This window comes from Mesocricetibacter intestinalis (assembly GCF_004363295.1).
In the GTDB taxonomy this organism is placed as follows: Bacteria; Pseudomonadota; Gammaproteobacteria; order Enterobacterales; family Pasteurellaceae; genus Mesocricetibacter; species Mesocricetibacter intestinalis.
Map to the genome: position 1 here is coordinate 179,566 of NZ_SNYQ01000003.1, position 22,386 is coordinate 201,951.

A 22,386-nucleotide genomic window follows, 5' to 3' on the forward strand; every position below is an offset into this window, starting at 1 on the left:
CCCTTGATTCAAGGGCGGCGCTTTCATCAAGCTAAGATAAGAAAGGAACAGACAATGCAAAACCCTAAAGATGACGTACTTTACGCACCGGTTCAGTGGCAGGATTGCAGCAATGGCTATAGCGATATTTTTTACCACAAATCCAGCGAAGGTATCGCCAAAATCACTATTAACCGCCCGGAAGTGCGCAATGCGTTCCGTCCACAGACCGTCAAGGAAATGATTCATGCCTTTTCCGACGCACGCTTTGACGAGAAGATCGGCGTTATCGTGCTTACCGGTCAGGGTGAAAAAGCCTTCTGTTCCGGCGGCGATCAGAAAGTCCGTGGCGACTACGGCGGTTACAAAGACGACAGCGGCGTACATCATTTAAATGTTCTGGATTTTCAGCGCGATATCCGTACCTGCCCGAAACCTGTCGTGGCTATGGTGGCGGGTTATGCCATCGGCGGCGGTCATGTTCTGCATATGATATGTGATCTGACCATTGCCGCAGACAATGCGATTTTCGGTCAGACCGGCCCGAAAGTAGGTTCTTTTGACGGCGGCTGGGGAGCTTCTTATATGGCGCGTATCGTCGGTCAGAAAAAAGCGCGGGAAATCTGGTTCCTGTGTCGCCAATACAATGCTCAGGAAGCCTTGGATATGGGACTGGTCAATACCGTTGTTCCTTATGCCGAACTGGAACGAGAAACAGTCCGCTGGTGCCGCGAAATGCTGCGCAACAGCCCGATTGCCCTGCGCTGCCTGAAAGCGGCGCTGAACGCCGACTGCGACGGACAAGCGGGACTGCAGGAGCTGGCCGGTAACGCCACCATGCTCTTTTATATGACCGAAGAGGGACAGGAAGGACGTAACGCCTTCAACGAAAAACGCGCCCCGGATTTCGGCAAATTTAAACGCAATCCTTAAGTCCTGAAGTGCGGTCGGATTTTCAGTTTTTTATTTATTCGCTAAAAACATGGTAAATTTCCGTCCGCGCTGTTTTTTATAACAGGCCTATATTGGTGAATTAACCTATGGCGCCGCCCTCTCCGACCCTCGGTCGGAATATGGCGGCGGATCCTTTTTGCAACGAGGCGAAGCATGACCTTCAGAAGTTATAATCTATATCGCTACAGTATTCCCGTCGACAGCCAGCTGATTCTGCGCAACCGCTTTCTGAAACAACGGGAAGGGTTGCTGGTTCGAATAAAATGTAAGGACCGGGAAGGCTGGGGGGAAATCGCTCCCCTACCGGAATTCAGTCATGAAAGCTTGGAGCAGGCACAGCAGCAAAGCCTGCAATGGTTGCAAAACTGGGATGCGGCACGCAATCGGAATGAAAAACTGCCCCTAGGGGAGCTTTATCCTTCCGTGGCTTTCGGCCTAAGCTGTGCGCTGGCGGAAATGCAGGGAAAACTGGAAGCAGAAGGCAATTATCAGATCGCACCGCTGTGCTACGGCGATCCGGACGAACTCTATCAACCCCTGGATCAAATGCAGGGTGAAAAAGTAGCGAAAATCAAGGTAGGCATGTATGAGGCCAATCGTGATGGTCTGATCGCCGATATGCTGCTGGAAGCCATTCCCGATCTGCATCTGCGTCTGGACGCCAACCGCAGCTGGACGATGCAAAAAGCACAGATGTTCGCCAAATATATCAAACCCGAACATCGCCGCCGCATTCAGTTTCTGGAAGAGCCTTGCAAAACCCCGGAAGAAAGCCTCAATTTCGCCCGGGAAAGCGGTATTGCCATCGCCTGGGACGAAAGCGTACGCGAACCGGGCTTTAAGGTAACAGAAGATCCCTTGGTTGCGGCCATTGTTATCAAACCCAGCTTAGTAGGATCACTTGAACATTGCATCGACCTAATCGCTCAGGCCCATGCCCGGGGCTTAAAAGCGGTGATCAGTTCTTCGCTGGAAAGCAGCCTGGGTCTCACCCAGCTGGCGCGCATCGCACGCCAATATACGCCGGATACGGTTCTCGGTCTGGATACCTTGAATCTGATGGATTATCAGCTGTTGCGCCGCTGGCCGGGTTCCGAGCTGCCGCTGCTGGAACTGGACAGCGAATATATTCGCGAGTTGAAATACTGAGTGCGTAACAATAAATATCCATTCTCACCGGGTTCCGCACCTCTGCCCGAGGCGCTCCCGATAATATAAAGGAACAAACTATGCCGCAACCTTTTCGCATTTTATTATTGAACGGCCCGAACTTAAATATGCTCGGCGTACGCGAACCCACCCATTACGGCTCCCTTTCCCTCGCGGCGATTGAAGCCGATTTGCAGGCGCTGGCAAATCAACATAACGTCCTCTTGGAATGCTTTCAGGCCAATAGCGAAGAAAAGTTGATTGAGAAAATCCATCAAAGTCTGCAGCGTACGGATTTTATTCTGATCAATCCCGCCGCCTACACTCATACCAGCGTGGCGCTGCGCGACGCATTGCTGGCTGTAGCCATTCCTTTTGTGGAAATTCATCTGTCCAATATTCACAAACGGGAACCCTTCCGTCATCATTCTTATTTCAGCGATGTGGCGCAGGGCGTTATCTGCGGGCTGGGAGCGGCAGGTTATCGCTATGCCTTCGATTTTGCCCTGGAATATTTAAATTCAGGCACAAAAAGCGCATAATTTCTGCGAAAATCACAGAATTTTATCGCCAAAAGGATTTATTTCAGGTAATCTTGCCTCAGTCTTTTCGCCGCACTTCGCCAATGAAGTCAAAGTGCGGTCGGTTTTTTTATATTTTTTTACACAGAAACGGATCAAAATTATGGCAATGGATATTCGTAAAATTAAAAAACTTATCGAATTAGTTGAAGAATCAGGCATTATGGAGCTGGAAATCTCCGAGGGGGAAGAATCGGTTCGCATCAGCCGCGGTGCGCCTGCACCGAGTTCCGTTCAATATACCTTGCCGGCGGCCGCACCTGCACCGGCTCCGAGCGTAGCCCCTGCGGCTCAAGCCGCACCGGCCGCCGCGCCGAGCCTACCGGCGGAAGAATTGTCCGGCTACCTTATCCGCTCACCTATGGTCGGAACCTTCTACCGCAGTCCTAGCCCGGAAGCCAAAGCCTTTGTCGAAGTCGGACAGGCGGTAAAAGTTGGCGATGCCCTTTGTATCGTGGAAGCGATGAAAATGATGAACCGCATTGAAGCGGATAAAGCCGGGGTCGTTAAAGCGATTCTGATTAATGACGGTGATGCGGTCGAATTCGACGAACCTTTAATCGTCATTGAATAATCCCATTTCCCGATGTAGCAAGTTGATACTTGCTACATTCGTTTACAAGAACTCAAAAGCGGAATTCTTATGTTAGAAAAAGTCGTTATTGCCAATCGCGGCGAAATCGCCCTACGCATTTTACGCGCCTGTAAAGAACTGGGCATAAAAACCGTTGCGGTTCATTCCACCGCAGACCGCGATTTAAAACATGTATTGCTCGCCGATGAAACCGTTTGTATCGGTCCGGCGCCTTCAGCTAAAAGTTATCTGAATATTCCCGCCATTATCGCCGCTGCGGAAGTAACAGGAGCGGACGCCATTCATCCCGGTTACGGTTTTCTATCGGAAAATGCCGATTTTGCCGAACAGGTAGAACGTTCAGGCTTTATTTTTATCGGCCCTACCGCCGATGTTATCCGTCTGATGGGAGATAAAGTTTCCGCCATCAACGCTATGAAAAAAGCGGGAGTACCTTGCGTACCGGGTTCGGACGGTCCTCTCGGCACGGATATCGCCAAAAATAAAGAAATTGCTAAAAATATCGGCTATCCGATCATTATTAAAGCTTCCGGCGGCGGCGGCGGGCGCGGTATGCGCGTAGTACGCAACGAAGCGGCCCTAGAGGAATCCATCGCCATGACTAAAGCGGAAGCCAAAGCCGCTTTTAATAACGATATGGTGTATATGGAAAAATATCTGGAAAATCCGCGCCATGTGGAAATCCAGGTCTTAGCGGATACTCACGGCAATGCGGTTTATCTGGCCGAACGCGACTGTTCCATGCAGCGCCGTCATCAAAAAGTGGTGGAAGAAGCGCCGGCGCCGGGGATCAGTGAGGAAGTACGCCGCGATATAGGCTCGCGCTGCGCCAACGCCTGTATTGAAATCGGCTATCGCGGTGCGGGTACCTTTGAATTCCTGTATGAAAACGGCGAATTCTATTTTATTGAAATGAATACCCGTATTCAGGTGGAACACCCCGTTACCGAAATGATTACCGGAGTGGATCTGGTTAAAGAGCAGTTGCGTATCGCCGCCGGTCTGCCGATTTCCTTTAAACAGGAAGATATCAAGGTCAGAGGCCATGCTATCGAATGCCGAATCAATGCGGAGGATCCGAAAACCTTCCTGCCTTCGCCGGGTAAAATCAGCCATTTACATTCTCCCGGCGGTCTGGGCGTACGTTGGGATTCCCATGTTTATGCGGGCTATAGCGTCCCCCCTCATTATGATTCGATGATCGCCAAGCTGATTACCTACGGCGACAATCGGGATATCGCTATCCGCCGAATGCAGATGGCGCTGTCGGAAACCATTATCGACGGTATTAAAACCAATATTCCGCTGCACAATCTTATTTTGGAAGATGAAAATTTCCAGAAAGGCGGTACCAATATTCATTATTTAGAGAAAAAACTCGGTATTAACGAATAATAAAACCCTATATGATATATCCGTTGGGCGAGCCAAGGGGAAATTCCTTACGGGAATTTAGATTGCCAATCAGCAACTGAGCTACAATCTCCCTAAGCGCCTTCAAGAAAGGAATCGGGTTGCGCCCCTGCCGTAACAAACAGGTGGCAACAAACGGAAAAAGCGGATTTAATTCCGCTTTTTTTGTACCTTTAAATAATAATTCAGGAAGCGAAATGAACAAGCAACAACGCTATAAACAGGCCGGAAAAGAAGCTTTATGGGCCCTGTTTCTCACTATTCTGTATGTTATCGGCTGGTGCCTGTGCGCCTATTTGCCGAAGGGCAGCGCAGGTCCCCTCGGGTTTCCGCTCTGGTTTGAATTATCCTGTATTTATCTGCCGCTGCTGTTTATTGTGGTTGCCTACTGGCTGATAAAAATTGTGTATCTGGATATAAGCCTGGAAAACGAAGAAAAAAGTAGCCTGGAAAATCACCGCACTTTATCGGCGATGGAAACCAAAGGGGAAACTAAAAGATGAATTTAGGTATTGTGCTCCCCTTGGGAATTTATCTGGCCTTTGTGTTCGGTGCCGCGCTATATGCTTACGTTAAACGTTCAAAAGGGGATTTTTTAACGGAATATTATGTGGGTAACCGTTCAATGACCGGTTTTGTATTGGCGATGACCACCGCCTCCACCTATGCCAGCGCCAGTTCCTTTATCGGCGGCCCCGGAGCCGCCTATAAATTCGGGCTGGGCTGGGTTCTGCTCGCAATGATTCAGGTACCCGCGGTATGGCTGGCCCTAGGTGCACTGGGTAAAAAATTCGCCCTGTTGTCGCGTGAAAGCAATGCGCTGACCATCAGCGACTTACTGCTGTACCGCTACAAAAGCAAATGGCTGGTATGGATTGCCAGTATCGCTCTGCTTATCGCCTTTTTCGCCGCCATGATGGTTCAGTTTATCGGCGGAGCACGCCTGTTGGAAACCACTATCGGCATTTCTTACACACAGGCCTTATTGATCTTCGCCCTCACTGTTGGCATTTATACCTTTATCGGCGGTTTCCGAGCCGTGGTCCTAACGGATACGATTCAGGGAACGGTAATGATATTAGGTACCCTGGTGCTGCTCGGCGGGGTAATCTATGCCGCCGGCGGAGTTGAAAGCGCGGTAGCCAAATTGAGCGCGATTAATCCGGACTTGGTCAGCCCTTACGGTCCGGACGAGATGCTGGGCTTCCAATTTATGGCCTCCTTCTGGGTGTTGGTGTGCTTCGGCGTCGTCGGTCTGCCGCATACGGCGGTGCGCTGCATGGCGTTTAAAGACAGTAAAGCCTTGCACCAAGGTATGTTGATCGGTACGGTTATATTAGCCGTGATTATGTTTGGTATGCACCTTGCCGGTGCTTTGGGGCGCGCCGTAGTACCGGATTTAAACGTACCGGATCAGGTGATTCCGACGCTGATGTTACAGGTGCTGCCACCGATAGTGGCGGGTATTTTCCTGGCGGCGCCCATGTCGGCGATTATGTCCACCATTGACGCTCAGCTGATTCAGTCTTCGGCGATTTTTGTCAAAGACCTGTATCTATCCGCCAAACCCGAAGCGGCAACCAATCAGAAACGGATCGGCCGGCTGTCTTCGCTGATCACCTTAAGCATTACTCTGTTACTGATTGTCGCCGCATTAAATCCGCCGGATATGATTATTTGGCTGAACCTATTTGCCTTCGGCGGGCTGGAAGCCGCATTCTTATGGGTGATTGTACTCGGCATTTACTGGGATAAAGCCAATGCCGCCGGCGCCGTCAGCTCTATGTTGGTGGGGCTCGGCGTATACATTTTCCTAACCCAGATGAAAGCCGTTGATTTAAATGCTTTGCAGCAATGGATACAATATCTGGTACAAGGCGTCAAACTGTTCAGCAAATTCCACGAAGTGGTTCCCTCCTTGGTATGGGGACTTATCGCTTTCCTTATCGGTAACAGATTCGGACATAATACTCCATAACCTCAAACCGCGCCCCTAAGGGGCGCAGTTTCCCCGCTAAAATACCCCCGATTGCGGGTGGTAAATAAAAAACTATGCTAAAATCCACCGCACTTTAAAAGAGAAAAAGAGAAAATCAACCCATTGTATAAATCAGCCTGTAAAGGCTGCCGGTTGAGCACCCTTGCATTAAATCAAAAGGAAAAAAACATGGCCTGGATTCAAATTCGTCTTAACAGCACCAGTGAAAAAGCCGAGTCCATCAGTGATTTTTTAGAGGAACTGGGATCCGTTTCCGTTACCTTTATGGACAGTCAGGATACGCCGATTTTCGAACCCCTTCCCGGCGAAACAAGGTTATGGGGCAATACGGACGTTATCGCCCTGTTTGATGCGGAAACGGATATGCAGCCGATTCTGCAGGCATTACAGCACAGCGGCTTATTAGCGCAAGATTTTGCCTACAAAATCGAGCAAATTGAAGATAAGGACTGGGAGCGAGAATGGATGGACAATTTCCACCCGATGCGTTTCGGTCGTCGTCTGTGGATTTGTCCGAGTTGGCGCGAAGTGCCGGATCAGAATGCGGTCAACGTCATGCTGGATCCGGGGCTGGCCTTCGGTACCGGTACCCACCCCACTACCGCACTTTGCTTGGAATGGCTGGACGGTTTGGATTTAAAAGGCAAAACCTTAATTGATTTCGGCTGCGGTTCCGGCATTCTGGCTATCGCCGCCCTCAAGCTCGGAGCGAAACAGGCGATAGGTATAGATATTGATCCTCAGGCTATTCTGGCCAGCCGCAATAACGCAGAGGCCAATGGTGTAGCGGATCGCCTACAGTTATTCCTGTCCGAAGCAAAACCGGCGGATTTAAAGGCGGACGTGGTGGTAGCTAATATTCTGGCCGGCCCGCTAAAAGAACTCTATCCCGTTATCGGCTCACTGGTTAAAAGCGAGGGGCTGCTGTGCCTGTCCGGTATTCTGGAAACCCAAGCCGCCTCGGTATGCGAAACCTACGCCCAAAGCTTTCGATTGGAACCTGTTGCGGTGCGGGAAGAATGGTGCCGTATTACAGGAAAAGTAAAATAATTTCAATCTGAAAATCTGTGTTTTTTTCCTATTTTGTATAAAAAATATGCTTTTCAAATGGGCTAAAAATGCGTATGATAGCACCCCTTGTCGGCTGATTTCTTCAGCCGATATTTTGAGCGAGCCGCGATAAAGAAAGGGGATAAAATAAAATGCGAATCGGTTGTTATCAGCTAAAAAACCGCATTCTGCTCGCTCCGATGGCAGGCATTACCGATCAGCCCTTTCGTAAACTCTGTGCCCATTACGGCGCCGGGCTTACCTTTTCGGAAATGATGTCAACAAACCCGCAAGTTTGGCATACTGAAAAATCCAAATTGCGTTTGGCTCATCACCGCGAAGCCGGCATTAATGCCGTCCAGATAGCGGGATCCGATCCTGAAGAAATGGCTCAGGCCGCACGGGTGAACGTTAATTACGGCGCCGAAATCATTGATATCAATATGGGTTGCCCGGCTAAAAAAGTAAACCGAAAATTAGCCGGTTCCGCATTATTGCAATATCCTGATTTGGTCGGCAGAATTCTGCAGGCCGTAGTCGCCGCCGTAGAAGTACCCGTAACCCTGAAGATCAGAACCGGTTGGGATCGTAACAACAGAAACTGCCTGCAGATCGCAAAAATAGCAGAACAAAGCGGTATTCAGGCTTTAACCATTCATGGTCGCACCCGTGAATGTTTATTTGAGGGTGAAGCCGAATACGACAATATTAAAGCGGTCAAGGAGCAGGTTTCTATTCCGGTTATCGCTAACGGTGATATCACTTCCGCACAGAAAGCAAAATCCGTGCTGGATTATACCGGCGCCGATGCCGTTATGATTGGACGGGGTGCATTAGGTCGGCCCTGGTTATTTCAAACTGCGGTCGGGCTGATTGAAAATAAAGTGATAATCCCCGAGCCGGATTTAGACGAAAAGAGCGCTGTAATTTTGCGACATATCCGCGCGCTGCACCATTTTTACGGTGCGCAAAAAGGGTATCGTATCGCACGAAAACACGTTACTTGGTATTTACAGGGAATTGAACCCGATTCCTGTTTTAGACAGACTTTTAATGCCATCACCGATCCGGAGGAACAGCTGAGGGCATTGGAAGATTTTTTTAATTTAATTCGCAATGGATAAATCGCAATGTTAGAACAACAACGTAGCCCTTCTGATGCATTAACCGTATCAGTGCTGAATTCACAATCACAAGTTACTAACAAACCGCTTCGTGATTCGGTAAAACAGGCGTTAAGAAACTATTTGGCGCAATTAGACGGTCAGGACGTAAACGACCTTTATGAACTGGTATTAGCGGAAGTTGAGCATCCTATGCTGGATATGGTGATGCAGTACACCCGTGGTAACCAGACCCGCGCCGCCACTATGCTGGGCATTAACCGCGGTACCTTACGTAAAAAATTAAAAAAATACGGTATGGGCTGATTTCCCGCTTAGTCGGATCGCCGACACTTTCGATGCAAAACGCACTGCGGTAACCCCGGAGTGCGTTTTGCATATCAGCGCCGAGCGCTTTCCTGCTTAATCATACTAATGCTGTTCATCAGAGTTTTCTTGGCGGTTTGCAAATGCCGGCGCAATTCGGTTATCGCTCCCAGATCGTCGCGGCTCACAATTTTCACCAAGAGCGCCAGATGTTCCTCCACCGCCAGAATATTACGGGTATGTAAATCGCGATTATCCCATTGATAATGGAAATGAAAGATCACCGAAATAAGCTCGATAAAATCATTGATAAAGGGGTTATCCGCTGCAGACAAAATCAGGCTGTGCAACCGATGATCCAATTCGGCAAAGTTCCGATAGAGCTCGCTGATGTTTTCCCTCAGTTCGCGGTGTTCCTGCAGCAGCATTTTCATTTCGTTCCAGCGTATGTCTTCCTGGGGCAAATTCATAAAACAATTCAGCGCATGACATTCCAGCATTTCCCGCAGTTCGAATAATTTATCCGCATAATGCGGGGTAAATTCCGCCAGTTTCCATTTGCCGCGCGAAAGTTTAACGATGAGATTAAAGCGTAAAAACTGAATAAGATATTCCCGCACGGTAAATATATCCACATTGGCATGCTTTGCCAGCTGTAATTCGCTGAATTCGTCGCCCGGCTTTATGTCCTTTTTCTGTACCGCATTCTGAAAATAACGTTCCAGTCGCTGTAAATCACTACTGTCGCCCTTTTTTAAGCGAATATAGGACAGTTTTTCCGAAGGCTGAGGTCGGCGCGAAATCAACAAGACACCCTCTCCTTGAACTAATATTCCGCGTTCTTTCAGATAATCCAGCCCGTGTCGTACCGTGGTTCGGCTCACATTATAAAGAGATGCCAAGGACGAAATGGAGGGCAAAGGGCAGGATATTTGCTGTATGCAGGGAAATCGGCTGGCGGCTACGGTTATTCAGCATCGGGGCGCTATTATTGATAAAAGCGCCACCCTCCATTTTTTACAAGAATTTCAGCATTAAGGCAGGCAAGTTTTTCCGAAGATAGGCTTAGAGACCAAGCATAAAACAACCCCGCGCGAATTTCGGCGGGGTTGTGCTTAAAACCCATATAACACCTGATGAGCAAGGGAACTATTCTTCCGGTTCTAACTCCAAGGCTTCCTGAGAGAGAATAATGCCGGTGAGATCCGCATATACATAATCTTCCGGAAAGAAGGTTACCCCGCCGAAATTCACCGCAACATCGGTTTCACCCTGATTATTGTCGTCTGCGGCCACCGGAATCGGCGCCAAGGCCTGAATCCCTATATCAATATTTTCCAAACGGCTTAACTGGCGTACCGCGCCGTATACAATAATACCTTCCCAACCGTTATCCGCAGCCAGCTGTGCCAATTCGGCATCAATTAGGGCGCGTCGTACCGCACCTCCGCCGTCTACCAGCAACACCCGCCCTTCACCGTTTTCTTCCAGAATTTCGGCGATCAGCCCGTTATTTTCGAAACATTTTACCGTGCTGACCTTACCATAAAACTCGCTGACACCTCCGAAACTGGAAAAAATAGGTTCCACCACATCCACTTGATCAAGATAGATATCACAGAGTTCTGATGTATCAATACGCATAAAATCTCCTTTTTCGGATAAGTTAGATTGTGCTTAGTATAAGCCCCTTCGGCCGATAACTCAACTTATAGCCATACGGACAGGCATAAACCGAGGCTGAACAGAACATTGGTCAGCAAAGCCAATAATGACATTTGCGCCAACATCGGGCGCAGTGCTTCCGGTCGTTTGCTGCTATAGACGAAACGAGCGTGCCGCAATAATAGCGGTGCGGCCAATATAAACAGAAATCCCGACGCCTGTCGAATATAAAATAAGGCAAACAGCAGATAGCACAACAACGCCAGCCCTAATAACAAGCAATGGTAAACCCGACCTTTTTCAGGCCCGATATGCACGATTAAAGTGCGCTTTCCGGCTTTTTTATCCTGTTCGATATCTCGCAGGTTATTAATATTCAATACTGCGCTGGAAAGCAGTCCGCAGGCGGCGGCGGGCAAAAATACGGCGCCGTCCAAACTGTGGGTCTGCAAGTAATAGGTACCGCTGACCGCAAGCAAACCGAAAAAGATAAAAACGGAAATATCGCCCAAACCAAGGTAACCATAAGGTTTTTTTCCCACCGTATAGGTTATGGCAGCTACAATCGCCGCCGCCCCCAAACCGGCAAACACCACCAGATCCGCCATGCTGCGATAGGCAAGCCAAATCAAGGTCCCGCCGCTGAGCAAACACAGCAACGCGGCAACCCATAAGCCTTTTCTTAATTGTTCGGCATTTATTTGCCCTTGCTGAATGGCGCGTAAAGGGCCGATGCGTTCCGTCGTATCCGAGCCTTTCTGATAATCGCCGTAATCATTGGCAAAATTAGATAAAATCTGCAATAAAGTTGCGGTTAACAAACATAATAAAGTCAGCCTCCAACTAAAGGCACCTTGCCGGTAAGCCAGCGCGGAGCCGGTCAGGATAATGGCAACGGCCAGCGGCAGGGTTTTGGGACGGGCGGTTTCGAACCAGCTACGCAAAGAACTCTGTGTCATCATTTTCAGTAAAAAAAGATCGCCCTCAGGAGCGCTGAATATATAATAAAGGGGTATTCTAACAAGACTTCGCAACGATTTTAAGGAAAATCTCCGTGAGCTCGCTCAGCCTTAGCCCTATTGCCGTTATCCGCACGCCTTATAAAGAGAAATTCGCCGTTCCCCGCCAACCGGATCTGGTTCGCGATGGAACCGGCATCATCGAATTATTACCCCCTTACGACTGTATCGAAATGGTGGAAGGATTGGAACAATTCAGCCATATCTGGCTGATTTTTCAATTCAATAAAATTGCCGCCGGCAAATGGCAGCCGCGCGTCCGTCCGCCGCGCTTAGGCGGCAATCGGCGTATCGGCGTACTGGCCTCCCGCGCCACCCATCGCCCGAATCCCCTTGGACTGTCCAAGGCGGAACTGAGGGAAATAGAATTTAAAGACGGAAAAGTACGTCTTTACTTAGGCGCGGTGGATCTGGTGGACGGCACCCCCATATTCGATATAAAACCCTATATCGCCTTTGCCGACAGCCAGCCCGACGCCCGCTCCGGTTTTGCTGCCGAAAAGCCGTCTCGCCCCCTTAGCGTGGAATTTTCACCCGTTTTGGAAGAGCGGCTAAAAAAACTCGAGCAAAAACGACCGCACTTTTCTCGTTTTATACGAGATGTGATTAGTCAGGATCCCCGTCCGGCCTATCGCCGTAATAAAGCCGACAATCATATTTACGGTATTCTGCTGCATGAATTTAACATTCGCTGGGGCATTAAGCCCGGCACCCTGAACCGGGCAGAAATTCTCGAAATTATTGAAATTGCGCCTTGCGATAGCACAAAGCTTCCCTTAGGATAGAAATTCATGCACAACATTAATACAGGATTATCTATGAGTGAAAAAATCTTACCCCTCCACGCCGATACGGTTGGCAGTTACTTAAGAAGCGATGCACTAAAACAAGCGCGCAGCGACTTTGCCGCCGGCAATATTTCGCGTCAACAGCTGAGCTTAATTGAAGATCAGGAAATCACCAAGCTGGTGCAAGCACAGCTGGATGCGGGAATTCAGGTGGTTACCGACGGAGAATACCGCCGCTCCTGGTGGCATATTGATTTTCTGGAAAATCTGGAGGGTATCGAGGGCTATATCCCCGAACAGGCCTATCAGTTTAAAAATGTTCAGGTACGCCCGTACAATACCCGCTGCTGCGGCAAGGTGGCCTGGAATGAACAACATCCTTTTCTCCAGCATTTTAAATCCCTAAACCGCATTGTAGCGGGACGTGCGGTGGTAAAATTTACCATTCCGAGTCCGAATCAATTAATGTATCGACCTCAGTGGGATACGGGAATTTATGCTAATCGGGAAGATTTTGCCAAAGATGTTCAGCAGGCCTATAAAGATGCAATAGCAGCCTTCTATGCGGCAGGTTGCCGTTACCTGCAAATTGACGATGTTTACTGGGGCTCCCTCTGCAATAATCACGATAAACCGGAATTCGCCGCAGATAAAGCTCAGGCACTGGCAAATATTCAGGCCATTTTAGCCGATAAACCTAAAGATATGCGGATTACCACCCATGTATGTCGCGGCAACTATAAATCTTCCTATTTGCTGACCGGCGCCTATGATCCTATTGCCGATGCCTTATTCGCCCAAACCGCTTATGACGGTTACTTTCTCGAGTATGATGACGAACGCTCCGGCGGTTTCGAACCCTTAAAGCATTTCGCCCGTAATCCGGGACGTGTCGTACTGGGGCTTATCAGCTCAAAGCACCCCGCTCTTGAAGATAAGGAAGCGATAAAAGCGCGTATTCGCGAAGCAGCCCGCTATGTGCCGCTGGAACGTTTATGTCTCAGCCCGCAATGCGGTTTTGCTTCAACCGAGGAAGGCAATATTATGACGGAAGCACAGCAATGGGAAAAAGTCCGTCTAGTGGAAGAAATCGCACGGGAAGTTTGGGGAGAAGACTGATTTCTCAACCCGACTATATAAAGGATAAAGGGAAGCGGCCGTCGCTTCCCTTGCGTTATTTGCCGGCGGAGTAAACGCCTTGCATAGGGAGGAGAAAGTATGCTCAGCCCGCTTGATAACAACAGATAGCGACAGGCTCGAGCAATGCTATAGTCCTCAGCGTCTGGTCAGAATTAAAAAACGGCAGTCATAAGGATTTTGCTCGTCCGCCGCCCGGAACTCTTCAAATTCGGTTTGCCATTCTTCTTCATTAATGGGCGGGAAAAAGGTATCCCCTTCCAATTCGGTTTGAATCAGGGTCAAATAGAGTTTATCCGCCTGCGGAAGATATTGCTGAAACAATTCTCCGCCGCCAATCAACATAATTTCTTCATCGTTTTTCACCGCTTCCAGGGCGCTTGCCATACTCTCTTTCCAGAGAATATTGTCGTGCCGGTAGGGGTGGCGCGACAACACGATATTGGTACGCTTCGGCAAGGGATGACCGATACTCTCGAAGGTCTTACGCCCCATAATTACCGGTTTTCCCGTGGTATTACGCCGGAACCAAGCCAAATCCGCCGGTAAATGCCAAGGCATTTTATTGTCTTTACCTATTACATGGTTTTCGGTCATAGCTACGATTAAACTTAAGTGCATAGAATCTCCGTGAAAAAGGTTGCGGTACGCGGCAAGCCCAAGCCGTTAAACCATCGCTTTATGGCGCTACGATAATCGCGGCGCTTTTAATCAAATAATCCTCGGTATCGCTAATAATCGCGCCCGCCGGATTATGCGGTATCGCCCTCGGTATCCCTTGATAAGCCCCAATTCCAAATATCATGGGAATCAGCGATACCACCGCAAAAATTTTTCCGCCGATTATATCCCTTTATGCAGGGAAAAATGAATCTAAATCACGAAAAGTGCGGTTAAAATCGGATGATTTTTTTATTTTTTGATGCTAACTTAGCGCACAGGCTTTTAATTTAAACGGATACCTATGCAAAATACGAACAAAACATTGGTGGTAAAATTCGGTACCAGTACCCTGACTCAGGGCAGCCCGAAACTCAATTACCCGCATATGATGGAAATCGTCCGTCAGTTCGCCCGGCTGCATCATGAAGGCTATCGCTTGGTAATAGTTACTTCAGGCGCCATTGCCGCCGGCCGACATTATCTGAATCATCCGCAGCTACCGCCGACAATCGCTTCTAAGCAACTGCTGGCGGCGGTCGGCCAAAGCCAGCTGATCCGTACCTGGGAAAAATTGTTTGCTATTTATGATATTCATATCGGCCAGATTCTGCTGACCCGGGCGGATATTGAAGACAGGGAGCGTTTTCTGAATGCGCGCGATACGCTGCATGCCCTGCTGGATAACCGTATTATTCCGGTAATTAATGAGAATGATGCGGTCGCTACCGCAGAGATTAAAGTCGGCGATAATGATAACCTCTCCGCCTTGGTGGCAATTTTGGTGCAGGCGGATCAGCTGTATCTGCTCACCGATCAACAAGGTTTGTTCGACAGTGATCCTCGCCATAACCCGCAAGCCAAACTAATTCCCTGCGTGGATAAAATCACCGATCATATTCGCGCTATTGCCGGCGGCAGCGGTACCAGCCTCGGCACCGGCGGTATGTCCACCAAAATTACCGCCGCCGATGTGGCCACCCGCTCCGGGGTGGAAACCGTTATCGCTCCGGGTAACCGTGAAAATGTGATTGCCGATCTGGCTCATGGTGTGGCCGTAGGTACCCGCTTCAGCGTACAGTCCGATCGTCTGGAAGGGCGTAAACAATGGTTATTCGCCGCCCCGGCCGCCGGTACCATTCTGATTGATCAGGGCGCCCAAGATGCGATTTTAGTTCAGCACAGATCGCTGCTGCCGGCAGGTATCCTTCAGGTTGAAGGGCGCTTCTCGCGCGGTGAAGTGGTAAAAATTGCCACCCAGCAAGGTAAAGATATAGCCTTGGGGGCGGTGCGTTATAACAGCGATGCGCTAAATATGATTAAAGGACATCAATCCCAGGATATTCAAGCTACGTTGGGCTATGAATATGGCAATGTCGCCATACACCGCGACGATATGATTATCCTGAATAAATAATCCCGCTTAAATAACGCCGCCCCTGCTTAGGCGGCGTTATTTTTTCAGCGAATAAACAATTGACCGAAAACCACCGCACTTTTCTCCGCTTCCCGACTTCTTCCGCTATTCACAATAAAGGGGAAATGTTACCGAACAGAATAAAAAAAGCACCCCAAGGGTGCCTTTTTATACCGTATTTCGATTACAGAATATCCAGCAATTCCACTTCAAATACCAGGGTGCTGAACGGCGGAATAGACGCGCCCGCCCCCCGCTCGCCGTAAGCCAGATGATGAGGAATAGTTAAACGCCATTTGGAGCCTACCGGCATTAATTGCAGCGCTTCCACCCAGCCGGCGATAACGCCGGTTACCGGAAACTCCGCCGGTTGACCGCGTGCGACCGAACTGTCGAATACCGTACCGTCCGGCAAGGTACCCACATAATGCACCCGAACTTTATCTTCGCGGGCAGGTTTTTTACCCTTACCTTCCGTCAGCACCTCGTACTGTAAACCTGAATCGGTAACCTGCACGCCGTCTTTTTTCGCATTTTCGGCTAAAAAGGCTTGGCCCTGTTCCTCAATCTGTTTAAATTGCGCCTGCTGTGCCTGAGCGGCATCTTGCTGCAACTGCTGTAGAGCCTGTCCCAACTGGTTGATATCCAATGCCGGCGGATTATGATTTAAGGCATCGTAAATGCCTTTTGCCACGGCTTCCGCTTTCACCTGTAATTTGCTGTCCAGTAACTGTTGACCGATTTGCAAGCCGATACCATAACCGCCCTGTGCGGCAACATCATCTAAATTCACTTGAGCAAAAAATTGTTCTGACATATGTTTTCCTATTTGAGATGGTTAAGACCCGTTTCCCTAACGGGAATATCCGTTCGAGCCGGCCTTAAGGTTAAAAATAACATTTATAACGTGCGTCCGTTTATCCTGCGCCCGGCTGCTATTTAGTCGATAATACCGCCTAAACTTTCGCCGACTCGAGTCCGACTGTCCAGCTGTAAATGTTCCGCCAGTTTTACCGCCCCCTGAGGGAACAGATTAATAACGGTGGAACCTAAACGGAAGGCGCCCATTTCTTCGCCCTTAGCCAGCTGCGGCGCACTCTCCGTCGCATAGCTCCAACTTTTCGGCTCCGCCGAACGAGGCGGATTAATTACCCCAGCCCAGACCGTACTGATACTGGCGGTAATAGTTGCGCCCACCAGAATCTGAACCATGGGCCCGAAAGCGGTATCGAATACACAAATCACCCGTTCGTTACGCGCCAACAAATTCGGAATATGTTCGTTCAAAAAAGGATTAACCGAAAACAACTCTCCCGGTACATAAATCATTTTACGCAATCTGCCGTCGCAAGGCATATGAACACGGTGATAATCCCGCGGTGAAAGATAGGTTGTGATGAACTCGCCGTTTTTAAAGGTTTCGACCAATTCCTGATCGCCCGCCAATAAATCGGACAAGCTGTAGGAATGTCCTTTGGCCTGTAACAGCAACTCTTCTTCAATGCGCCCGAGCTGGCTGATACGCCCGTCCGCCGGCAGACAAAGTCGGTTTGGATCCTGTTCAATGGGACGAGCGTCCGCTTTTAATTTACGGATAAAGAATTCGTTAAAGTTGGCATAAGCGGAAAATTCGGATTTTTCCGCTTCCTGCATATCCACATTATACTGACGGGCAAATAATTTAATCGCAAAATGTGAAACTACGCCCCAGTTCCGTTCGGCAAACCAGCCGGCCAGACGGGTCAGATAAAATTGAGGCATAGCATACTGAAAAGCGATTTTAATGCGCTGAAGGTAATTCAGGCGCTGTTTTTTTTCAAATGAATTCATATAAATAACTCTTAGTTAAAGAAATAAGGGACGCCCCTTTCAGTTTAAACCAAGCGGATTATAACAATTTATCCCACTTGTGCAATGACCGCGGTTAATTTACCCTAGTAGGATTTAAACCCGACCAAGGGCAATAAATAGCAAACACGGGCTTGTTATGCAACTCAACGAACAACAACTTTTAAATTTTGACCGCCGCCATATTTGGCATCCTTATTCCGCTATGGGCAGCGAAATGCCGCTATATGCGGTGGAAAGAGCCGAAGGGGTAATGATTCACCTTAAAGACGGGCGGAAATTGATTGACGGTATGTCTTCCTGGTGGGCGGCGCTGCACGGTTATAATCACCCTCGGCTGAACGCCGCCGCCCGGCGCCAGCTCGAGCAAATGAGCCATATTATGTTCGGCGGATTTACCCATGAACCTGCGGTAAAACTGGCGCAAAAACTGACCGCTCTTTTACCCCCGGAATTAGATAAGATTTTCTATGCCGACAGCGGTTCCGTAGCGGTAGAGGTGGCGATGAAAATGGCCGTGCAATATCAGCACGCCAAAGGACGGCGCGAACGGGGAAAATTCGCCACGATCCGCAGCGGCTACCACGGAGATACCTGGCATGCGATGTCGGTATGCGATCCCTTAACCGGTATGCACAATCTGTTTTCTCACAGCCTGCCGCTACAGTATTTTCTGCCCCAACCGCCGGTAAAATTCGGTCAGGCTTGGGAGGAAGCGGCCATTCTTCCCTTAGCAGATTTACTTGAGCAAAAGCAGAATGAAATCGCCGCTCTGATTCTGGAACCCGTCGTTCAGGGTGCCGGCGGTATGTACTTTTACTCGCCCGAATATTTAAACCGAGCCAAAGCCCTGTGCGAACAATATGATATCCTGCTGATTTTCGATGAAATTGCCACCGGCTTCGGTCGTACCGGTAAAATGTTCGCTACAGAATATTGTAAGATAACGCCGGATATCATCTGTCTGGGTAAAGCCTTGACCGGCGGTTACCTAACCTTATCCGCCGCCGTAACGCAAAACCGTATCGCCGAAGCAATCAATTCCGGCGAAGCCAAATGCTTTATGCACGGCCCTACCTTTATGGCAAATCCCTTGGCCTGTGCCATTGCTTACGAATCGCTTTCCTTACTGACGGAAATGCCCTGGCAGAAAACTATCCGAGCGATTGAAGCCCAATTAAAGGCCGAGCTGGCGCCGGTCGCCGACTGGGATTGCGTGCGGGAACTAAGGGTATTAGGAGCTATCGGCGTTATTGAAATGAAACAGGCGGTAAATCTCGCCAGTTTACAGCCCCGTTTAGTTCGCCAAGGCATCTGGTTGCGTCCCTTCAATCACTTGGTGTACCTGATGCCGCCCTTTATTATTCAAGCGGAGCAATTATCCCGTCTGACGGCCGGCACCCTTACCGCATTACGGGAGGAATACCATGTCTAATCCGGATTTCTCCGATTTCGCCCGTAGCCTGGCGCAGTTAGAACATAAAGGCAGGCTACGCAGTATTCCGATCTTGCAGCATCGGGGCGGACATATTGAAAAAGACGGACGTATTATGCTGAATATGTCCTCCAACGATTATCTCGGCCTTGCCGCCGATCAGCAGCTACGCGATGAGTTTCTGGCAATCTACGACCGAAACCCGCCGCCTTTTACCTCTTCTTCCTCACGTTTGCTCACTGGTACTTTCCCGCACTATCAGGCTCTGGAAGAACTAATCGCCACCAGATTTCAACGTCAGTCCTGTCTGCTATTTAACAGCGGTTATCATGCGAATATCGGTATTCTACCGGCACTGGCCGACAAACAAACGCTGATTGTGGCGGATAAACTGGTACATGCCAGTATTATTGACGGTATCCGCCTCAGCGCCTGCGATTTTCTGCGTTACCGCCATAATGACTACGAACATCTGCAACAGCTTATAGAAAAGCACCATCAAGCTTTTAAGCGTATTATTGTGGTTACCGAAAGTCTGTTCAGCATGGACGGGGATATTTGCGATTTGCCCCGCCTCACCGCATTAAAACGGCGCTACGGTAATATTATGCTGTATGTGGACGAAGCCCATGCCATAGGCGCCTACGGGGAAACGGGCTTAGGCCTTGCCCAGCAGCTCGGCTGCATTGAGGAAATCGATATTCTGGTCGGCACCTTCGGCAAAGCCCTGGCTTCAATGGGAGCTTATGCGGTCTGTGATCGGTTGCTTCGCGATTATTTAATCAATTTTATGCGACCGCTGATCTATTCCACCGCCCTACCGCCTTTTAATATCGCCTGGACTTATTTCCTGTTCGAACGCCTGCCGCAATTTAGCCGCCGCCGCCACCATTTACACGAGTTGAGCGCTTATCTGCGCAAGGGATTAAGTACGCTTCCGGGCTGTACTATGCCGAGCCGGAGCTATATTGTGCCCTATATTCTGGGGGATGACCCGCTAACCCTGCAAACTGCCGCCCAACTGCAGCAGCAGGGCTATTATTGCCTGCCGATTCGTCCGCCTACCGTGCCGCAAGGAACGTCCCGTATTCGTTTCTCGCTCAGTGCGGATATGAGCTTTGCAGAGACGGAAAAACTGGTACGCATCCTGCATGAAACTCATTCTTCTTTGCCGCATAACAATGATTAAAGGCCATTATGAAAAGTACATTTATTAATCAGGGAAAAGCCAATTTATTAGTCTATTTTTCCGGCTGGAGCGGCCCGGGCACCGAAACGGAGCATCTAATCGCACCGCCGGATTATGATCTGCTTATTTGCTGTGATTATCTGGATCTCAATTTGGATTTTGATTTTTCCCCTTATCGGGAAATCCGCCTGGTAGCTTGGTCCATGGGAGTTTGGGTCGCCGAGCAACTGATGAATGAAATCCCCTTAATTTCGGCCACCGCCGTTAACGGTACGCCCTTTCCCTGTAATGAGAATTTCGGTATTCCGCCCGCCTTATTCCAAGCCACATTGCAGGGATTAAATCGGACTTCACGCGCTAAATTCGAACGCAGAATGTGTGCTGATAACCGACAGCTTGAAATTTATCAAAATCTGCGCGACCATCGCCCGCTGGAAAAAATCCGTGCCGAACTGAGCGCACTTTATCAGGCCCAAGCCCTCTCGCCGCCCCCTAAATTAAATTGGACTCATGCGCTAATAGGTAGTAAAGATCGGATTTTTCCACCTCAAAATCAGCTTAATTACTGGCAACCCCCCGTTCATATCAACCTGACGGAAGACGGCCATTACCCCTTTGCCGCATTGCAATACTGGGAACAACTATGGTCCTGATTGCCAAATCCCATATTAAACGGCGTTTTTCCGCCGCCCTATGTAATTATGAACGGGAAGCGACGGCGCAACGCATGATCAACCGCAACCTATTGACTTTGCTGCAGAAAACGGGGAAATCGGAATTCGACCATATTCTGGAGATCGGTTGCGGAACGGGCAATCTAACTGCACAACTCGCCCGTAATCTAAAGGTTGAACAATGGACTTTAAACGATTTATGCGACACAGCTTCCATAATTGAAAAAATTTTGACGCCGCAATCCTTCCGTTTTTATTGTTGTGATGGAGAAACATTCCCATTCGATGAATATTATGATTTAATTGCAAGCGCTTCCTGCGTTCAGTGGTTTTATGATAAAGCGGATTTTGTACGGCGATGCGCCGAGCGTCTGATGCCCGGAGGATTATTGCTGCTCAGTACCTTTACGCCGGGAAATCTATGTGAAGTCAAACAGTTAAGCGGTCGAGGATTAGATTATCCCACGCCTGAGCAATGGCGGAGTTGGCTGCGGCAAGATTTTCATCTGCTGGCTTTTGAACAATATGAAATCAGACTCCGTTTCGATTCTCCGGCGGAAGTTCTACGCCATCTAAAACATAGCGGTGTTACCGCTACGCAGCAAGAGATCTGGACTAAAGGCAGGCTGGCCGATTTTTATCGGCAATATGAAAAATATTATAGCGAACCCGATAATCAGGTTCGATTAACCTATACGCCGCTGCTGATGCTGGCACAAAAAAAAGGATTGTAATTTATGCAAGGAAAGGTCATTTTTATTTCTGGCATTGATACCGATGTGGGGAAAACCGTCGCTACAGGTATGCTGGCGAAAAAATTAATGTTGCAGGGTTTCTCCGTAATTACCCAGAAAATGATCCAAACCGGTTGCCGAGATATTTCCGAGGATATTCTACTGCATCGGAAAATTCAGGGTATTGAGCTGACGGAAGAAGATCATCAAGGAATCACCTGTCCCTATCTGTTTTCCTACCCTTGTTCGCCCCATCTTGCCGCAAAGCTGGAAAACGTACAGATTTTGCCGGAAAAAATTCAAAAATCCACTGCGCTGTTAAGCGAGAAATATGACTATGTATTGATTGAAGGGGCGGGCGGTTTAATGGTGCCCTATTATAGGTATGACACAACAATGGACTATCTGGCGGCACGGGGCTACCCCTTGGTTCTGGTTTGTTCGGGGAAACTGGGCAGCATTAATCATAGCCTGCTGAGTCTGGAAGTCTGTAAACAACGGAATATACGCCTGCAAACCTTGATTTACAATCAGTATCCGGATGAAGATAAACTCATAGCCGGCGAAACCCGGGCTTATCTACAGGATTATCTTGCCTTGCACTTTCCGCAGGCAAGCTTCGAAGTTATGCCGCCTTACGCCTTTACAACGGAGTCGCGGTCTTCCTAAT

General features: G+C 49.0%; 24 protein-coding genes and 1 pseudogene. 19 read left to right on the forward strand and 6 right to left on the reverse strand.

The genetic code is table 11. From position 1 onward, the window contains the following. The first annotated feature begins 54 nt into the window (after positions 1 to 54). The 10 genes from menB (at position 55) to fis (ending at position 9,150) form a co-directional block, all read left to right on the forward strand. Positions 55 to 912, forward strand: a complete 858-nt coding sequence (menB, locus tag EDC45_RS05370; protein WP_133544240.1) for a 1,4-dihydroxy-2-naphthoyl-CoA synthase — start codon at positions 55 to 57, stop codon at positions 910 to 912. Between the two features lie 174 nt (positions 913 to 1,086). After that, complete coding sequence (menC, locus tag EDC45_RS05375; RefSeq protein ID WP_133544242.1) at positions 1,087 to 2,082, forward strand: o-succinylbenzoate synthase; 996 nt, start codon at positions 1,087 to 1,089, stop codon at positions 2,080 to 2,082. A gap of 80 nt (positions 2,083 to 2,162) precedes the next feature. Further along, on the forward strand, positions 2,163 to 2,624 hold the full coding sequence (aroQ, locus tag EDC45_RS05380) for a type II 3-dehydroquinate dehydratase (protein ID WP_133544244.1): 462 nt from the start codon (positions 2,163 to 2,165) through the stop codon (positions 2,622 to 2,624). A gap of 148 nt (positions 2,625 to 2,772) precedes the next feature. After that, positions 2,773 to 3,237, forward strand: coding sequence for an acetyl-CoA carboxylase biotin carboxyl carrier protein (gene accB, locus EDC45_RS05385; protein WP_133544512.1), 465 nt, complete (start codon positions 2,773 to 2,775; stop codon positions 3,235 to 3,237). A 69-nt stretch (positions 3,238 to 3,306) separates the two neighbouring features. Further along, positions 3,307 to 4,653, forward strand: a complete 1,347-nt coding sequence (gene accC / locus EDC45_RS05390; RefSeq protein WP_133544246.1) for an acetyl-CoA carboxylase biotin carboxylase subunit — start codon at positions 3,307 to 3,309, stop codon at positions 4,651 to 4,653. Between the two features lie 215 nt (positions 4,654 to 4,868). Beyond that, positions 4,869 to 5,174: a YhdT family protein gene (locus EDC45_RS05395; protein WP_133544248.1), complete on the forward strand. Its 306-nt coding sequence runs from the start codon at positions 4,869 to 4,871 to the stop codon at positions 5,172 to 5,174. Next, positions 5,171 to 6,649: a sodium/pantothenate symporter gene (gene panF, locus EDC45_RS05400; protein ID WP_133544250.1), complete on the forward strand. Its 1,479-nt coding sequence runs from the start codon at positions 5,171 to 5,173 to the stop codon at positions 6,647 to 6,649. Before EDC45_RS05395 ends, panF begins: the two co-directional genes overlap by 4 nt. Before the next feature lie 189 nt (positions 6,650 to 6,838). Beyond that, positions 6,839 to 7,720, forward strand: coding sequence for a 50S ribosomal protein L11 methyltransferase (gene prmA / locus EDC45_RS05405; RefSeq protein WP_133544252.1), 882 nt, complete (start codon positions 6,839 to 6,841; stop codon positions 7,718 to 7,720). A 152-nt stretch (positions 7,721 to 7,872) separates the two neighbouring features. Next, on the forward strand, positions 7,873 to 8,844 hold the full coding sequence (gene dusB, locus EDC45_RS05410) for a tRNA dihydrouridine synthase DusB (protein WP_133544254.1): 972 nt from the start codon (positions 7,873 to 7,875) through the stop codon (positions 8,842 to 8,844). Positions 8,845 to 8,850: 6 nt separating this feature from the next. Next, positions 8,851 to 9,150 carry a DNA-binding transcriptional regulator Fis gene (gene fis / locus EDC45_RS05415; protein WP_133544256.1) on the forward strand — a complete coding sequence of 100 codons (300 nt, stop codon included), beginning with the start codon at positions 8,851 to 8,853 and terminating at the stop codon, positions 9,148 to 9,150. Positions 9,151 to 9,224: 74 nt separating this feature from the next. Here the strand turns inward: fis and EDC45_RS05420 are convergent, their stop codons facing one another. After that, positions 9,225 to 10,034 (reverse strand): GntR family transcriptional regulator, encoded by an 810-nt coding sequence (locus EDC45_RS05420; protein ID WP_243728770.1) that lies wholly within the window; start codon positions 10,032 to 10,034, stop codon positions 9,225 to 9,227. A gap of 40 nt (positions 10,035 to 10,074) precedes the next feature. Here EDC45_RS05420 and EDC45_RS10435 point away from each other — a divergent pair. Continuing rightward, positions 10,075 to 10,188: pseudogene (locus EDC45_RS10435) on the forward strand (sugar kinase); the annotation flags it as partial. A 111-nt stretch (positions 10,189 to 10,299) separates the two neighbouring features. On the opposite strand, the gene rraA reads toward EDC45_RS10435, so the two are convergent. Then, positions 10,300 to 10,794, reverse strand: a complete 495-nt coding sequence (rraA, locus tag EDC45_RS05430) for a ribonuclease E activity regulator RraA (protein WP_133544258.1) — start codon at positions 10,792 to 10,794, stop codon at positions 10,300 to 10,302. Between the two features lie 65 nt (positions 10,795 to 10,859). Next, positions 10,860 to 11,774, reverse strand: coding sequence for a 1,4-dihydroxy-2-naphthoate polyprenyltransferase (locus tag EDC45_RS05435; RefSeq protein WP_133544514.1), 915 nt, complete (start codon positions 11,772 to 11,774; stop codon positions 10,860 to 10,862). A gap of 95 nt (positions 11,775 to 11,869) precedes the next feature. On the opposite strand from EDC45_RS05435, the gene tsaA reads away from it, so the two are divergent. Together tsaA and EDC45_RS05445 are read left to right on the forward strand one after the other, a co-directional pair. Continuing rightward, positions 11,870 to 12,619, forward strand: a complete 750-nt coding sequence (gene tsaA / locus EDC45_RS05440) for a tRNA (N6-threonylcarbamoyladenosine(37)-N6)-methyltransferase TrmO (RefSeq protein ID WP_133544260.1) — start codon at positions 11,870 to 11,872, stop codon at positions 12,617 to 12,619. A gap of 33 nt (positions 12,620 to 12,652) precedes the next feature. Next, complete coding sequence (locus EDC45_RS05445) at positions 12,653 to 13,741, forward strand: 5-methyltetrahydropteroyltriglutamate--homocysteine S-methyltransferase (RefSeq protein WP_133544262.1); 1,089 nt, start codon at positions 12,653 to 12,655, stop codon at positions 13,739 to 13,741. 156 nt (positions 13,742 to 13,897) lie between these two features. Here the strand turns inward: EDC45_RS05445 and folA are convergent, their stop codons facing one another. After that, positions 13,898 to 14,380, reverse strand: a complete 483-nt coding sequence (folA, locus tag EDC45_RS05450) for a type 3 dihydrofolate reductase (RefSeq protein WP_133544264.1) — start codon at positions 14,378 to 14,380, stop codon at positions 13,898 to 13,900. 343 nt (positions 14,381 to 14,723) lie between these two features. Here folA and proB point away from each other — a divergent pair, with 343 nt between their 5' ends. Next, complete coding sequence (gene proB / locus EDC45_RS05455; RefSeq protein WP_133544266.1) at positions 14,724 to 15,836, forward strand: glutamate 5-kinase; 1,113 nt, start codon at positions 14,724 to 14,726, stop codon at positions 15,834 to 15,836. A 184-nt stretch (positions 15,837 to 16,020) separates the two neighbouring features. Here the strand turns inward: proB and bamJ are convergent, their stop codons facing one another. After that, positions 16,021 to 16,653, reverse strand: coding sequence for a BamJ family beta-barrel-assembly machinery protein (bamJ, locus tag EDC45_RS05460; protein WP_133544268.1), 633 nt, complete (start codon positions 16,651 to 16,653; stop codon positions 16,021 to 16,023). A gap of 122 nt (positions 16,654 to 16,775) precedes the next feature. Further along, a complete protein-coding gene (gene asd / locus EDC45_RS05465) occupies positions 16,776 to 17,666 on the reverse strand; it encodes an archaetidylserine decarboxylase (RefSeq protein WP_133544270.1) in 891 nt (296 codons plus the stop codon). Positions 17,667 to 17,823: 157 nt separating this feature from the next. Here asd and bioA point away from each other — a divergent pair, with 157 nt between their 5' ends. Genes bioA through bioD form a run of 5 tightly spaced genes read left to right on the forward strand, consistent with a single transcriptional unit; the run spans position 17,824 to position 22,385 of the window. Continuing rightward, positions 17,824 to 19,119 carry an adenosylmethionine--8-amino-7-oxononanoate transaminase gene (bioA, locus tag EDC45_RS05470; RefSeq protein WP_133544272.1) on the forward strand — a complete coding sequence of 432 codons (1,296 nt, stop codon included), beginning with the start codon at positions 17,824 to 17,826 and terminating at the stop codon, positions 19,117 to 19,119. After that, entirely contained in the window at positions 19,112 to 20,308 is a 1,197-nt protein-coding gene (locus tag EDC45_RS05475) for an 8-amino-7-oxononanoate synthase (protein ID WP_133544274.1), read from the forward strand. Before bioA ends, EDC45_RS05475 begins: the two co-directional genes overlap by 8 nt. A gap of 8 nt (positions 20,309 to 20,316) precedes the next feature. Next, complete coding sequence (locus EDC45_RS05480; protein ID WP_133544276.1) at positions 20,317 to 20,961, forward strand: DUF452 family protein; 645 nt, start codon at positions 20,317 to 20,319, stop codon at positions 20,959 to 20,961. Further along, complete coding sequence (bioC, locus tag EDC45_RS05485) at positions 20,952 to 21,716, forward strand: malonyl-ACP O-methyltransferase BioC (protein WP_133544278.1); 765 nt, start codon at positions 20,952 to 20,954, stop codon at positions 21,714 to 21,716. Before EDC45_RS05480 ends, bioC begins: the two co-directional genes overlap by 10 nt. Positions 21,717 to 21,719: 3 nt before the next feature. After that, positions 21,720 to 22,385 (forward strand): dethiobiotin synthase, encoded by a 666-nt coding sequence (gene bioD, locus EDC45_RS05490; RefSeq protein WP_133544280.1) that lies wholly within the window; start codon positions 21,720 to 21,722, stop codon positions 22,383 to 22,385. The last annotated feature ends 1 nt before the right edge of the window (position 22,386 follow it).

What these genes read in the sequence shown, in the direction of transcription:
- menB (WP_133544240.1), top strand. Translation starts at nt 55, where the DNA reads ATGCAAAACCCTAAAGATGACGTACTTTACGCACCGGTTCAGTGGCAG.
- menC (WP_133544242.1), top strand. Translation starts at nt 1,087, where the DNA reads ATGACCTTCAGAAGTTATAATCTATATCGCTACAGTATTCCCGTCGAC.
- aroQ (WP_133544244.1), top strand. Translation starts at nt 2,163, where the DNA reads ATGCCGCAACCTTTTCGCATTTTATTATTGAACGGCCCGAACTTAAAT.
- accB (WP_133544512.1), top strand. Translation starts at nt 2,773, where the DNA reads ATGGATATTCGTAAAATTAAAAAACTTATCGAATTAGTTGAAGAATCA.
- accC (WP_133544246.1), top strand. Translation starts at nt 3,307, where the DNA reads ATGTTAGAAAAAGTCGTTATTGCCAATCGCGGCGAAATCGCCCTACGC.
- EDC45_RS05395 (WP_133544248.1), top strand. Translation starts at nt 4,869, where the DNA reads ATGAACAAGCAACAACGCTATAAACAGGCCGGAAAAGAAGCTTTATGG.
- panF (WP_133544250.1), top strand. Translation starts at nt 5,171, where the DNA reads ATGAATTTAGGTATTGTGCTCCCCTTGGGAATTTATCTGGCCTTTGTG.
- prmA (WP_133544252.1), top strand. Translation starts at nt 6,839, where the DNA reads ATGGCCTGGATTCAAATTCGTCTTAACAGCACCAGTGAAAAAGCCGAG.
- dusB (WP_133544254.1), top strand. Translation starts at nt 7,873, where the DNA reads ATGCGAATCGGTTGTTATCAGCTAAAAAACCGCATTCTGCTCGCTCCG.
- fis (WP_133544256.1), top strand. Translation starts at nt 8,851, where the DNA reads ATGTTAGAACAACAACGTAGCCCTTCTGATGCATTAACCGTATCAGTG.
- rraA (WP_133544258.1), bottom strand. Translation starts at nt 10,794, where the DNA reads ATGCGTATTGATACATCAGAACTCTGTGATATCTATCTTGATCAAGTG.
- EDC45_RS05435 (WP_133544514.1), bottom strand. Translation starts at nt 11,774, where the DNA reads ATGACACAGAGTTCTTTGCGTAGCTGGTTCGAAACCGCCCGTCCCAAA.
- EDC45_RS05445 (WP_133544262.1), top strand. Translation starts at nt 12,653, where the DNA reads ATGAGTGAAAAAATCTTACCCCTCCACGCCGATACGGTTGGCAGTTAC.
- folA (WP_133544264.1), bottom strand. Translation starts at nt 14,380, where the DNA reads ATGCACTTAAGTTTAATCGTAGCTATGACCGAAAACCATGTAATAGGT.
- proB (WP_133544266.1), top strand. Translation starts at nt 14,724, where the DNA reads ATGCAAAATACGAACAAAACATTGGTGGTAAAATTCGGTACCAGTACC.
- bamJ (WP_133544268.1), bottom strand. Translation starts at nt 16,653, where the DNA reads ATGTCAGAACAATTTTTTGCTCAAGTGAATTTAGATGATGTTGCCGCA.
- asd (WP_133544270.1), bottom strand. Translation starts at nt 17,666, where the DNA reads ATGAATTCATTTGAAAAAAAACAGCGCCTGAATTACCTTCAGCGCATT.
- bioA (WP_133544272.1), top strand. Translation starts at nt 17,824, where the DNA reads ATGCAACTCAACGAACAACAACTTTTAAATTTTGACCGCCGCCATATT.
- EDC45_RS05475 (WP_133544274.1), top strand. Translation starts at nt 19,112, where the DNA reads ATGTCTAATCCGGATTTCTCCGATTTCGCCCGTAGCCTGGCGCAGTTA.
- EDC45_RS05480 (WP_133544276.1), top strand. Translation starts at nt 20,317, where the DNA reads ATGAAAAGTACATTTATTAATCAGGGAAAAGCCAATTTATTAGTCTAT.
- bioC (WP_133544278.1), top strand. Translation starts at nt 20,952, where the DNA reads ATGGTCCTGATTGCCAAATCCCATATTAAACGGCGTTTTTCCGCCGCC.
- bioD (WP_133544280.1), top strand. Translation starts at nt 21,720, where the DNA reads ATGCAAGGAAAGGTCATTTTTATTTCTGGCATTGATACCGATGTGGGG.